The organism is Streptomyces sp. NPDC002680, assembly GCF_042889145.1.
GTDB lineage: Bacteria > Actinomycetota > Actinomycetes > Streptomycetales > Streptomycetaceae > Streptomyces > Streptomyces adonidis.
Genome location: NZ_JBIAQP010000012.1, coordinates 98,496 through 110,955, shown reverse-complemented (window position 1 = coordinate 110,955; position 12,460 = coordinate 98,496). Strand labels below are relative to the sequence as shown.

Here is a 12,460-nt window from a genome sequence, read left to right as displayed (position 1 = left end):
GTGGGGTGAGGTGGGTGCCGACGGCTCGCGTCCGGTCGGCGGCGATACAGGGGCTGTCAGCCCTCCAGGGCCTCGCGGGCCGCCGTACGGGCGGCCACGGCCCGGGGGAAGCCGGTGTAGCCGCTGGAGTGGTAGATGACCTCGGCGATCTCGTCCTCGGTCAGACCGTTCGTCAGCGCGATACGGACATGGGTCTTCAGCTCGGTCTCGGCACCGAGGGCGATGAGGATGCCCAGCGTCACCAGACTGCGGTCACGCGGAGCCAGTCCCTCTCGGCCCCACAGTCCGCCCCAGACACTCACAAGGCCGATGTCGACGAGATCCTCGCCGAGGCGGCCGTCCTTCAGATCGATGTCGCCCTCGGGGAACACACCCGGAAGTGCGGCACGCATGGCCTTCCAGCCCGCGGCCCGCAGATCGGCGGTCTCTTCGACACCCTTGTCGCTCATGCCTGTACTCCCGTTGTGCGGCTTCACGTCCTTGAGCGAAAGTTAGATCAGACGGTCGGTACAATCAATGACCCAGGCGAGATTCACATCCATTGCCCGGACCCGCCGCCTCATCTACTCTCACTTCTCACTGAGTATTCGACCGACCGGTCGACAAAACGAATCAGGCTCACGCGGGAGAGCACATGAGCGACACGACGAAGCCGGGCCCTGACCAGGTCGGAGCGGGCGGCGCGGACAGCACTGTCGACGTACTGGTCATCGGCGCCGGTGTCACCGGCATCTACCAGCTGTACCTGGCCCGGGAGGCCGGGTTCTCGGTGAAGCTGCTGGAGGCGGGCACCGGTGTCGGCGGCACCTGGTACTGGAACCGCTATCCCGAGGCCCGCTTCGACTCCGAGAGCTACACCTACGGCTACCTCTTCTCCAAGGAACTGTGGGAGGAGTGGGAGTGGTCGGAGAAGTTCGCGGGCCAGCCCGAGATCGAGCGGTACTTCAACCATGTCGTCGACCGGTTCGACCTGCGCCGCGACATCGCCTTCGGCGTCAAGGTGACCGCGGCCGTCTTCGACGAGGCCTCCGGGACCTGGACCGTGCGGGGCAGTGACGGCACGGAGGTCCGGGCCCGCTTCGTCGTCGCGGCGACCGGCAACCTCTCGGTGCCGTTCATCCCGGCCATCCCGGGACGCGAGGACTTCCGCGGCGCGCAGCACCACACCAGCCGCTGGCCGAAGACCCCCATCGACTTCACCGGCAAGCGGGTGGCCCAGATCGGCACCGGCTCCAGCGGTGTGCAGATCATCTCGGCGATCGCGGACGACGTGGCGCAGCTCACGGTCTTCCAGAAGGACGCCGACTGGCTCACACCGCTCAACAACGGGCCGATCACGCCCGAGGAGCAGTCCGAGCTGAAGGCGAACTTCGAGTCGATCCGCGAGACGCTGAACACCTCGCCGAGCGGCTTCCTGCACCAGATCGTCATGCGGTCGGGACTTGAGGACAGCCCGGAGGACCGTCAGGCGTTCTACGAAGAGCGGTGGAACGGCCCCGGCTTCACCAAGCTGACCGAGCACTACTACGACATGCTCTCGAACGAGACCGTGAACGCGGAGTGGTGCGCCTTCATGGCCGAGAAGATCCGCGGCATCGTCAAGGACCCGGCGACGGCGGAGAAGCTGATCCCCAAGGCCCATGGCTACGGCGGCCGGCGCCCGCCCTTCGGGACCGGCTACTACGAGACGTACAACAAGCCCAACGTCACGCTCGTAGACATCAACGAGACGCCGATCACCCGCATCACCGAGGACGGCATCGAGACCGGCGCGGGTGTCGAGGAGTTCGACATCATCATCTGGGCGACCGGCTACGACTTCGGCACCGGCGCCCTCAACCGGCTCGGTGTACAGGGCCGTCAGGGCCTCCCGCTGAAGGAGTACTGGTCGGACGGCCCGCTCACCTACCTCGGGGTCGCGACGGCCGGGTTCCCCAACTTCTTCTTCCCCGGCGGGCCGCACGGCGCCACGGGCAACAACCCGCGGTACGCCGGTGACCAGGTGGAGTTCGTCACCGACGCGATCGTCCACGCTCGCGAGCACGGTCACGACGTCATCGAGGTGACCGAGGCCGCCGAGGAGGAGTGGACGGACAGCGTGAACTCCAGCACCATGTCCTCCTTCCTGGAGAGCAGCTACTTCTCCGGGGGCAACATCCCCGGCAAGCCGATCAAGCAGCTGCTGAACCCGACCGGCCGCTGGAACCTCCAGGAGCTGATCCGCGAGGCGGTCCAGAACGACTACCCGGCGTTCGCCTTCTCCAAGGCGACGGAGCCGGAGTCCCAGGCCTGACCAGGCGGAAAGCCGAAGCTCGTGCCACCCGGCGGTTCGGGTGGCACGAGCTTCGGCTTTCCGTGACGTAGCGCGTTAGGGCAGGAAGGTCGTGACCCTCCGCTGGAACTTCCACGCGCCGTCGTGGTGGCGGAGCGTGTCGTCGTAGCGGCCGACCATCTGCACGGCCCAGCCCGCGTCGCCGCGCTGGAAGAACGCGAGGTTGCTGACCGCCGTCGCCTCCTCCTCGGTGTACGAGGTGACGACCGTGTTGGCCACGAGGTGCAGTTGCGGCTGGGTCGGGGCGAAGGCCGCGAAGCCTTCGCGGATCGCGTCCCGGCCCTCGAAGGTGGCTATGCCTGCGATCTCGGCTACGCCGTCGGGGGTGAAGAGGGTGGCTACGTCGTCGTTGCGGCCCGTGTCCAGGGCCTGGGCGTAGGCGGCGATGGCTGCCTGTACGCCTGCGGCGACCGAAGCCTCGGTGTCGGGGGAAGTGGTGGTCATCTCTCTCCAAGGTCAAGCTGGAAGGGGTGATGCGTTTGGGGTGGGCAGGAACTGGGGCACCTGCGGGTCCGTCGTGGCTGGTCGCGCAGTTCCCCGCGCCCCCTTGGGGCGCGACACCGTGCCCCGAACTCGCCTAGACCTGGTACGTCGTCTTCCTGCGCCTGAGCAGCCAGGTGCCGCCTGTTCGGATCAGGTCGTCCTCGTAGTGGCCGACGACCTGGACCGCCCACCCCGCCTCGCCGCGCTGGAGGAAGACCACGTCGCTCGTGGCCGTCGCCTCGTCGGCCGTGGAGGAGGTGACCACCGTGTTGGTGACCAGGTGCAGCTGCGGCAGCTCCGGCTCCCACCCCTTGAAGGCCGCGCGGAGCGCGTCGTGTCCCTGGAGGGGGTCCGTGCCCGGCAGCTCAAGGATGCCGTCGGGTGTGTACAGCGCGACGATCTCGTCGGTGCGGCCGGCGTCCTGGGCCTGCGTGTGCGTCCCGATCACGGCACGTACTCCGGCAGCCACCCACGCCTGTGTGGATTCGCTCATCATCTCCCCAACAGTCGATGTTTCGACCACTGAGTCTATTGCTGAACGCAAGCCAATATAAAGGCCTGTACCGAACCAGTTCTAGTTGTTGACCGACCGGTATAATCCAAATAGCATGCCGCCGACCGTCAACGGGGACCGTCGCCAGAGGAGGCGTTAGTCATGACGAAGCGTTGGAAGCAGCGTCCGCCGGGCTCGACCTGGGGCGACTGGGGCGAGGACGACGAGCTGGGCCGGATCAACCTGGTCACGAAGGAGAAGGTCCTCCAGGGCGTGCGCGAGGTCGAGCACGGCATCGCCTTCAGCCTCAGCCTGCCGCTGGACTACCCGGGCGGCTCGGCCATGAACCAGCGCCGCTACCCGCCGATCCTGCGCCCCACCGAGGACCTCCAGCACAACCAGGACGTCTTCTACAACATCAAGGCCAGCGAGCACTTCTCCCCCGACCTCATCGACGTCTGGTCCGACGACGTCGTCACCCTCTGGCTCCAGTACTCCACCCAGTGGGACGCCCTCGCCCACCAGGGCGCCGAGTTCGACGCCGACTCCGACGGCGTCGCCGAAGCCGTCTACTACAACGGCTACCGCGCCGGCACCGACCTCGTCGGACCGCAGGAGGACGCCAAGGGCGACGGCAGCGGCAGCCTCGGCTTCGCCCGCCACCTCGGCCTGGAACACATGGCCGAGCACGGGGTCCAGGGGCGCGGTGTTCTCATCGACATCGCCCATCACCTGGGTACTGGCTACCAGGCCGTCAACTACCGCCAGCTGCGCGAGATCATGGACGCCGACAACGTCGTCGTGGAGCCCGGCGACATCGTCCTGCTGCACACCGGCTTCGCCACGCAGGTGCTCGCCTGGGAGAAGAACCCGGACCCGGTGGCGATCCACCAGACCGCCGCCTACCTGGACGCCCACGACCCGGAGATCCTCCAGTGGATCACCGACTCGCAGCTCGCGGGCCTGGCCGCGGACAACTACGCGGTCGAGGGGGTGGGCGTCGGCAACGAGACGGGCAAGCACTCGCTGCTGCCGATCCACCACCTGTGCCTGTTCAAGCTGGGCGTTCCGCTCGGTGAGCTGTGGTACCTCGACAAACTCGCCGCCTGGCTGCGCGAGCACAACCGCAGCCGCTTCCTGCTCACCGCTCCCCCGCTGAACCTCCCGGGGACGCAGGGCAGCCCCCTGACTCCGGTGGCCACCGTCTGACCCGGACACCGCAAAAGGGAGGGGCCCCAGGACCGAGTCCTGGGGCCCCTCCCTTCGTTCCCTTCGGACGGTCAGACCGCCGCGATCCGTCGCAGTGTCTCCGCGATCGTGTCCCGCGACGGCAGCCACACCCGCTCCAGCGAGGGCGCGTACGGCGCCGGTACGTGCGGCGGGGCCACCCGGGTCACCGGGGCGTCCAGGTGCCAGAACCCCTCGTCGACGGCGAGGGCCGACAGTTCTGCGCCGACGCCGAAGTCCCGTACCGCCTCGTGGGCGATGACCAGGCGGTTGGTCTTGGCGAGGGAGGCGAGGACGGTCGCGCGGTCCAGCGGGGCGATCGTGCGCAGGTCGATCACCTCCACGCTGATTCCCTCGGCGGCCAGCAACTCGGCGGCGGCCACGGCGTCCTGGACCATCCGCGACCAGGAGACCAGGGTGATGTCGGTGCCCTCACGGACCACCTTGGCCTTGCCCAGCGGGATCAGGTGGTCGGCCGGCGGACGCGGGCCCTTGAGGCCGTACTGGAGCCGGTTCTCCACGAAGATCACCGGGTTCGGGTCCAGGATGGCGGCGCGCAGGAGGCCGTACGTGTCGGCCGGGTTGGACGGCATTACTACCGTCAGGCCCGGGATGTGGGCCAGCAGGGCCTCCAGGCTCTGTGAGTGCTGGCTGCCCGAGGAGCGGCCCGCGCCGAACTGGGTGCGGACGACGAGCGGCATCGAGGCCCGGCCGCCGGTCATGAAGCGCAGCTTGGCGGCCTGGTTGAGCAGCATGTCGAAGGCAACGCCGATGAAGTCCATGTACATGATCTCGACGACCGGCTTCATCCCGGCCATGGCCGCCCCGACCGCCGCGCCGAGGACGGCGCTCTCGCTGATCGGCGTGTCGCGGACCCGGCCCGGGAAGGCGTCCGCCAGCCCACGGGTGAGGCCGAAGACGTTGCCGCCCGCGCCGACGTCGATGCCGGCGATGAACACCTCGGGATCGGCGGTGAGTTCGTGCTCCAGGGCGAGGCGTACGGCGTCCATCGAGCGGAAGACCTCGCCGTCGGCGGGGGCCGGCTCGGGTATCTCGGAGCGGGGCGCGGAGACGAAGTCGTGCAGGGTCTCGGGGGCCGGCTCGGGCAGGCTCCTGGCCCACTCGACCGCCGCCTCGATCTCCTTGTCGATCTCCTCGTCGATGGCGTCGGCCAGCACGGCCGGCACTCCGGCCGCCGCGAGGTGCTTGCGGGCCACCAGCAGCGGGTCGCGTTCCTTGGCTGCGGCGACCTCCTCGGCGGGGCGGTAGCGCTCGGGGTCCCCTTCGTAGTGGCCGTGCCAGCGGTAGGTCTCGGCCTCCACGAGGACGGGTCCGGCGCCACCCCGCAGGCGTTCGACCACGTCGTTCATCAGACCCGCCACCGCGAGGACGTCGTTGCCGTCGACGTGGGCGTAGTCGATGCCGTATCCGGCGGCGCGGGCGGAGAGCGTGGCGCGGTGCTGTTCGGACGCGGGCGAGAACTCGGAGTAGTGGTTGTTCTCGCAGAGGAAGACGACGGGCAGGTCCCATACGGCGGCCAGGTTGACGGCCTCGTGGAACATGCCCTGGGCGACCGCGCCGTCCCCGAAGAACGCCACCACCACATCGCCGGCGGCCCGGAGTTTTGCCGCGGTCGCCACTCCGGCGGCGATGGGCAGGCCGGCGCCGACGATGCCGTTGGCGCCGTAGATGCCGAGGCGGGGGTCGGCGATGTGCATCGAGCCGCCGCGGCCGTGGTTGGTTCCGGCCTCCTTGCCCATCAGCTCGGCCATCATGGACGCCGTGTCCAGGCCCTTGGCCAGGACGTGGCCGTGGCCGCGGTGGGTGGAGGTGATTCCGTCGCGGGGGCCGAGCGGCCAGCAGGCGCCGACGGCACTGGCCTCCTGGCCGATCGACAGATGCAGGAATCCGGGGATCTCCGTCGCCTTGTACAGCACGGAGGCCCGCTCCTCGAAGCGTCGGATTCGACGCATCCGGCGGTACATTTCCAGCAGCTGTTCCGCGTGTGCGGAAACGGCGGAACCGGTCTTGGTCTGGTGGGGTGCCTCGGTCGTCATGCGCGTCCTCGCAATGTCGCGCGGGCGGTACAAGGCCGCGCCGCCGGAGTCCATCTTTTAATGTACCGTCTGGTCTAGCAAACTGGTCAAGCACAATAGAACGAGGTCCCGGGCCCGCTTCCCCCCGGATGTGCCACTCGGCCGTCCGGATGCGGGCCCGAGGTCATGTCTCATCGGTACGTCGAAATGTCGACACATCAGGCGGGGAGAACCACATGCCACGACCACCGGGCCATGGACCGGACTACGAGGTCCGACGTCAGAAGATCATCGACACCGCGGCCACCCTGTTCGCCCGTCATGGCTACGCGGCGACCTCGATCAACGAACTGGGCCGAGCGGTCGGGCTCGCCAAGGGCGCCCTGTACTACTACATCGGGTCCAAGGAGAACCTGCTGATCGAGATCCAGTCCCGGGTGATGGACCCGCTGCTGTCCCGCGCCCGGCAGATCGCGGGCCTCGACGCGGACCCGCTGGTACGGCTGCGGCTGCTGTCGGAGTCGCTGCTGACGATCATCTTCCGCAGGCTCGACCACATCTGGGTCTACGAGCACGACTACCGCAGCCTCACCGGCGACTACCTCGACACGCTCCTCGGCCAGCGCGCGGAGTTCGAGCAGCTGGTCCGGGGTCTGCTCACGGAGGCCGTGGAGGCGGGCACCTTCCGCGCGGTCGAACCGCACCTGGCCACCCTGCAGTTCCTGAATCTGCACAACCACACCTACCAATGGGTGAAGCCGGGCGGCCGCTGGGACGCCTCGTACCTGTCCAGCGAGTACTGCGACACCCTGCTGCGGGGTTTCGGAGCGCCCGGCGCGGCCCTGCCGGACGTGGAGGAGGAGGCCGCCGCCTTCAAGCGTGACCGGCCCGACCTGCCGCTCGACCCCGAGGCCGAGTGGCAGCCGGCCGCACTGGCGAGCTGATCCCCGTCCTGGGATCCCCGGGCCCGCGGCACCCGCCGCGGGCCCTTTCGCGTCTCGCACCGACCTGCTCATGTCACGCTTGCTCGTGTCACGCCTGCTTCAGCAACGCCCGTGCGATGACGTCGCGTTGGATCTCGTTCGTGCCCTCGCCGATCTCCAGGATCTTGGCGTCGGCGTAGAACCGGGAGATCTCCGACTCGCGCACATAGCCGTATCCGCCGTGGATCTGCACGGCCTGGGAGGCGGCACGGTTGGCCACCTCGGAGGCGTACAGCTTGGCCATGGCGGCCTCGGTGCTGTAGGGGCGCCCCTGGTCGGCGAGCCAGGCGGCCCGGTAGACCATCCAGCGGGCGGCCTGGAACTCCGTACCGATGTCGGCGATCTTGTGCGAGACGGCCTGGAAGGCGGACAGCGGGCGGCCGAACTGGTGGCGTTCCGTGGCGTGTTTGACGGCCAGTGAGAGCGCCGCCTTCGCCAGCGACAGGCCCAGCGCGGCCACGCTGATCCGGCCCTTGTCGAGGACGTTGAGGAACTGGCGCAGCCCGTTGCCCTCCTCGCCGATCAGATGGTCGTCGGGGATCCAGCAGTCCTCGAAGACCAGTTCCCGGGTGTCCATGGCGTGCCAGCCGAGCTTCTTCAGCTTGGCGCCGCAGCTGTAACCGGGGGTGCCGGTCGGGACGTAGAAGGTGGCGAACCGCTTCCGTCCGTCGTCGTTCTTGCCGGTCGTGGCCAGCAGGGTGACGCCCTGGCTGATGTCGGTGCCGGCGTTGGTGATGAACATCTTGGTGCCGTTGATCACCCAACCGCCGTCCGCCCGGCGGGCCGTGGTGGTGATGCCTGCCGCGTCGGACCCGGCGCCGGGCTCGGTCAGGCCGAACGCGCCGATGGCCTCGCCCTTGGCGAGCGGGGCGAGCCAGCGCTGCTTCTGCGTCTCGGTGCCGTACGTCAGGAGCGGCAGCGTGGCGATGGTCGAGTGCGCGTTCCAGGAGGAGGCGACCGACTGGTCGGCGGCGCCGAGTTCCTCCATGACGGCGACGTAGGAGACCGTGTCGGAGCCGGCGCCGCCGTACTCCTCGGGCACGAGCATGCCCATCAGGCCGAGTTCGCCGAGCTTGGTGAAGATCTTGGTCGGGAAGGTCTCGGTCTCGGACCACTCCGCCGCGTTCGGGGAGATCTCCTTCGCGGCGAACTCGCGGACCATGTCCTGGAGATCGCGGGTCTCCTCCGGCAGGTCGAAATCCATGTCACAGTCCCTTCGGAGTGAGCAGCACCTTGAGGTGCCGGGCCCGGTCGGCGGCCAGGTCGGCGAAGACCTCGGCCCCGTCCGCGAGCGGGAAACGTCCGGTGACCAGAGCGGAGGCGTCCAGGCGCCCGGTGCTCATCAGGTCGATCACACGGGGGATGTCGAAGTTGTAGCCGAGCGTGCCGACCACCGAGCGTTCGTAGAAGACGAGTTGGCCCATGTCGAACTCGACGTTGCCGTGTCCGACACCGGCGAGCACGACGCGTCCGCCGCGCCGGACCGTGCTGACGGCCTGTCCGGCGAGGGCTGGTACGCCGGTCGCGTCGATGACGACGTCCGGGCCTATGCGCCCGGTGCGCACGAACACCTCACGGCGTACGTCCGTCTCGCGCGGGTCGAACGCCTCGGTGACGCCGAGTTTGAGCAGCAACTCGCGGCGTCCCGCGAGGGGTTCGCTCACGTAGAGGCCTGCGGCGCCGGCGATGCGGGCCGCGAGGACCACGGCTACGCCGATCGGGCCGCCGCCGACGACCAGGACGTTGTCGCCCGGCCGGACTCCGGCGCGGGTGACGGCGTGCAGGCCGACGGCGAGCGGTTCGGCCACCGCGGCCATCTCGTCGCTGACGTTGTCGGGGAGGCGGGTCAGGCCGGCGATCGGCACGGTGACGCGGTCGGCGAAGGCGCCGGGGGAGGCGAGGCCGACGGAGCCGCTCTTGGGGCAGATGTGGTACTCGCCGCGCGCGCACCAGAAGCAGACTCCGCAGTGCCAGACGGGGTCTGCGGTTACCCGGTCGCCGATCTTGATTCCGGGTGTCTCCGTGCCCAACGCGAGGACTGTGCCGCTGAGTTCGTGGCCGAGGGCGAGGGGTGGGGCTTTTCCGGTGAGGGGGTGGGGGCTGGGGCGGATCATGTGGGGGCCCTCTAGGAACTCGTGCAGGTCTGTGCCGCAGATTCCGGACCAGGTGACTTCCACGACGGCCTCGTGGGGGGCGGGGGCGGGTGGGTCCGGGACCTCCTCCAGCCGTAGGTCTCGTGCGGCGTGCCAGCGCAGTGCCTGCATGGTCCGCCCTCCTTTCGGTTCGTGGTGATCGGCTTTGTGTGTAGCTGCGGGCCCGGTGGGGGCTGGTCGCGCAGTTCCCCGCGCCCCTGAAAGGCGGCCCCTACGGGGCGCCTTTCCCGGGGTCGTCGAAGCGGGCCTTGCCTGGACCCTTGGTCAGGAAGGACTCGATGCCCGTCGTTGCGTCTCTTGTTCCGAAGACGCCTGTGAACAGGGAGCGTTCTAGGGCCAGGCCTGTCGACAGGGATGTGTCGGTGCCGTGGTTGACGGCCTCCTTGATGGCTTCCAGTGCTGCCGCCGGGCCCTGGGCCAGTTTGCGGGCGTAGTGGAAGGCGGCCCTGTGGACCTCGGCCGCCGGGACCACCTCGTCCACCAGGCCCAGGCTCAGGGCCTCGGCCGCGTCCACCCGGCGGCCGGTCATCAGGAGGTTCTTGGCGCGGGACGGGCCGATCAGGCGGGTCAGGCGCTGAGTGCCGCCCGAGCCGGGGATGATCCCGAGCTGTACCTCCGGCTGACCGAGCAGGGCGTCGTCCGCCGCGACCCGGTAGTCGGCGGCGAGGGCCAGTTCGAGGCCGCCGCCGAGCGCGTACCCGGTGATCGCCGCGACGACCGGCATGGGCAGCTGGGCCACCTCGTCGAAAGTGCGCTGCAGAGCCCGGTTCCAGCCCCGCACCTCGTCGATGTCCATCGCGGCGAGCGCCTTGACGTCCGCCCCGGCGGCGAACAGCCGCTCGCCGCCGTAGAGCACGACGGCCCGTACATGGGGCGAGTCGGCCAGCTGGCGCACGCGCGCGGCCAGTTCGTCGCGCTGGAGCGTGTCGAAGGCGTTCATCGGCGGGTGGTCGAGGCGGACCGTGACAACGGGTCCGTCGGTGTCGAGACGGATGCGCGGCACCAAAGCCTCCTCATCGAGGTCGTCGTGGTCGTCGTGGTCATCGAGTTCAGCTGGGGAAACGACTCGAACTCATCGGTGCGCAGATGGTTGTCGATGCGTTCACGTCGTCGTACAGTTCGGCGACAAGTTTTATAGACCAAGAGGTACACTAAATCATGGGAGCGGGCAACCAACCGGCCGGAACCCGCCTTTCCGACACAGAGCGAGAGAGACCCGTGCACAATTTCGCGAGCATCCTCGATTACCACCTGACCCAGCGGCCCGAGGCCGTGGCCGTCACGCAGGAGGACCGCCGCCTGACGGTGCGCGAACTCCATGACCGGGTCAACCGGCTGGCCGCAGGCCTGACGGAACTGGGCGTCCGGCGCGGCGACGTCGTCGGGCTGCTCCTCTACAACCGGCCGGAGTTCCTGGAACTGGTGTACGCGGCCAACCGGATCGGGGCGGTCTTTCTCCCGCTGAACTACCGGCTGTCCGAGGAGGAATGGGCGTACATTCTCGGTCACTCCCAGGCAAAGGCGATCATCACCGAACCGGAGTTCGTCCGGGCGGCCGACCGTATCGCCGGGAAAGTGTCCGATCTGGAGCACCGCATCCTGGTGGACGGTGAGCCGGAGTCCGACGAGTGGACCGGTTACGAGGCGCTGCTGGCCCGGCACGAGGGCGCCCGCGTCGATCCCGTGGAGGTCGGGCCGGAGGATCTCCAGCGGCTGATGTACACCTCGGGTACGACCTCACGCCCCAAGGGCGTGCGCATCACGTACGGCAATCTGCACGCGAAGAACGTCTCCCAGATCGTCCACTTCGGCCTCACCGCGGCGGACACCACGCTCGTGGCCGGGCCGCTCTACCACGTCGGCGGTCTGGACATGCCCGCCCTCGCGGTGCTGTACGCGGGCGGCGGTGTGGTCCTCCAGCGGAAGTTCGACGCGCCGGGTGTGCTGCGGGCGATCCAGGAGCACCGGGTCACCAACGCCTGGCTGGCGCCGGTGATGGTCAACGCCGTCCTGGAGGTCCCGGACCGGGAGTCGTACGACACGACCTCGATGCGCTTCATCGTGGGCGGCGGCGAGAAGACCCCGGAGCCGGTACTGCGGCGGATCATGAACGCGTTCCCGAACGCCTGGTTCGCCGACGCCTACGGGCTGACCGAGACGGTCTCGGGCGACACCTTCCTCGACCGCGAGCACGCGCTGTCCAAGCTGGGCTCGGTCGGCCGGCCCGTGCCGCACACCCGGATCCGGATCGTCGACGACACCGACAAGGAAGCCCCGGTGGGCGAACTCGGCGAGATCACACTGCGCGGCCCGAAGGTCTTCGCGGGCTACTGGCGCGACGAGAAGGCGACAGCCGCGGCCCTGCGGGACGGCTGGTTCCACACCGGCGACATCGGCCACGTCGACGAGGAGGGCTTCCTCTACATCGACGACCGCAAGAAGGACATGATCGTCTCCGGCGGCGAGAACATCGCCACGCCCGAGGTCGAGCGGGTGCTGTACGAGCACCCCGCCGTTCTCGAAGCGGCGGTCGTCGGGCTGACCCATCCGCGCTGGGGCGAGGTCCCGCGTGCCTTCGTGGTGTTCCGGCCGGGAGCGAAGGCGGGTGCGGAGGAGCTGCGGGAGTTCTGCCAGGAGCGCCTGGCGAAGTTCAAGGTGCCGGCCCGGTTCGACATCGTCGACGAACTCCCCCGTACGCCCTCGGGCAAGGTCCTCAAGCGGACCCTGCGCGACATCCCCGCGGAGAGCTGACC

At 69.0% G+C, this 12,460-nt stretch carries 11 protein-coding genes; 4 read left to right on the top strand and 7 right to left on the bottom strand.

Annotated features, from left to right (window positions below; genetic code table 11):
* Positions 1–56: 56 nt before the first annotated feature.
* The gene (locus ACFYXF_RS29810; RefSeq protein WP_389354132.1) at positions 57–449 is read right to left on the bottom strand and encodes a carboxymuconolactone decarboxylase family protein; all 393 of its coding nucleotides are present in this window, start codon (positions 447–449) and stop codon (positions 57–59) included.
* A 185-nt stretch (positions 450–634) separates the two neighbouring features.
* Between ACFYXF_RS29810 and ACFYXF_RS29805 the strand changes: the two genes are divergently transcribed.
* Positions 635–2,293, top strand: coding sequence for a flavin-containing monooxygenase (locus ACFYXF_RS29805; RefSeq protein WP_389354130.1), 1,659 nt, complete (start codon positions 635–637; stop codon positions 2,291–2,293).
* A 75-nt stretch (positions 2,294–2,368) separates the two neighbouring features.
* On the opposite strand, the gene ACFYXF_RS29800 is transcribed toward ACFYXF_RS29805, so the two are convergent.
* Both ACFYXF_RS29800 and ACFYXF_RS29795 read right to left on the bottom strand, forming a co-directional pair.
* Complete coding sequence (locus ACFYXF_RS29800) at positions 2,369–2,776, bottom strand: nuclear transport factor 2 family protein (RefSeq protein ID WP_389354128.1); 408 nt, start codon at positions 2,774–2,776, stop codon at positions 2,369–2,371.
* A 133-nt stretch (positions 2,777–2,909) separates the two neighbouring features.
* On the bottom strand, positions 2,910–3,311 hold the full coding sequence (locus tag ACFYXF_RS29795) for a nuclear transport factor 2 family protein (protein WP_389354126.1): 402 nt from the start codon (positions 3,309–3,311) through the stop codon (positions 2,910–2,912).
* Between the two features lie 159 nt (positions 3,312–3,470).
* Between ACFYXF_RS29795 and ACFYXF_RS29790 the strand changes: the two genes are divergently transcribed.
* Positions 3,471–4,517: a cyclase family protein gene (locus ACFYXF_RS29790; protein WP_389354124.1), complete on the top strand. Its 1,047-nt coding sequence runs from the start codon at positions 3,471–3,473 to the stop codon at positions 4,515–4,517.
* 71 nt (positions 4,518–4,588) lie between these two features.
* Here the strand turns inward: ACFYXF_RS29790 and ACFYXF_RS29785 are convergent, their stop codons facing one another.
* On the bottom strand, positions 4,589–6,592 hold the full coding sequence (locus ACFYXF_RS29785; RefSeq protein WP_389354122.1) for a pyruvate dehydrogenase complex E1 component subunit beta: 2,004 nt from the start codon (positions 6,590–6,592) through the stop codon (positions 4,589–4,591).
* 215 nt (positions 6,593–6,807) lie between these two features.
* Between ACFYXF_RS29785 and ACFYXF_RS29780 the strand changes: the two genes are divergently transcribed.
* The gene (locus ACFYXF_RS29780) at positions 6,808–7,515 is read left to right on the top strand and encodes a TetR/AcrR family transcriptional regulator (protein ID WP_389354120.1); all 708 of its coding nucleotides are present in this window, start codon (positions 6,808–6,810) and stop codon (positions 7,513–7,515) included.
* A gap of 88 nt (positions 7,516–7,603) precedes the next feature.
* On the opposite strand, the gene ACFYXF_RS29775 is transcribed toward ACFYXF_RS29780, so the two are convergent.
* From ACFYXF_RS29775 to ACFYXF_RS29765, 3 genes are all read right to left on the bottom strand, one after another.
* Positions 7,604–8,758, bottom strand: a complete 1,155-nt coding sequence (locus ACFYXF_RS29775) for an acyl-CoA dehydrogenase family protein (protein WP_389354118.1) — start codon at positions 8,756–8,758, stop codon at positions 7,604–7,606.
* A 1-nt stretch (position 8,759) separates the two neighbouring features.
* Positions 8,760–9,818 carry a 2,3-butanediol dehydrogenase gene (locus ACFYXF_RS29770; protein ID WP_389354117.1) on the bottom strand — a complete coding sequence of 353 codons (1,059 nt, stop codon included), beginning with the start codon at positions 9,816–9,818 and terminating at the stop codon, positions 8,760–8,762.
* Positions 9,819–9,918: 100 nt separating this feature from the next.
* Positions 9,919–10,710 carry an enoyl-CoA hydratase/isomerase family protein gene (locus ACFYXF_RS29765; RefSeq protein ID WP_389354115.1) on the bottom strand — a complete coding sequence of 264 codons (792 nt, stop codon included), beginning with the start codon at positions 10,708–10,710 and terminating at the stop codon, positions 9,919–9,921.
* A 215-nt stretch (positions 10,711–10,925) separates the two neighbouring features.
* Here ACFYXF_RS29765 and ACFYXF_RS29760 point away from each other — a divergent pair, with 215 nt between their 5' ends.
* Positions 10,926–12,458, top strand: coding sequence for a long-chain fatty acid--CoA ligase (locus ACFYXF_RS29760; protein ID WP_389354113.1), 1,533 nt, complete (start codon positions 10,926–10,928; stop codon positions 12,456–12,458).
* Positions 12,459–12,460 lie beyond the last annotated feature (2 nt).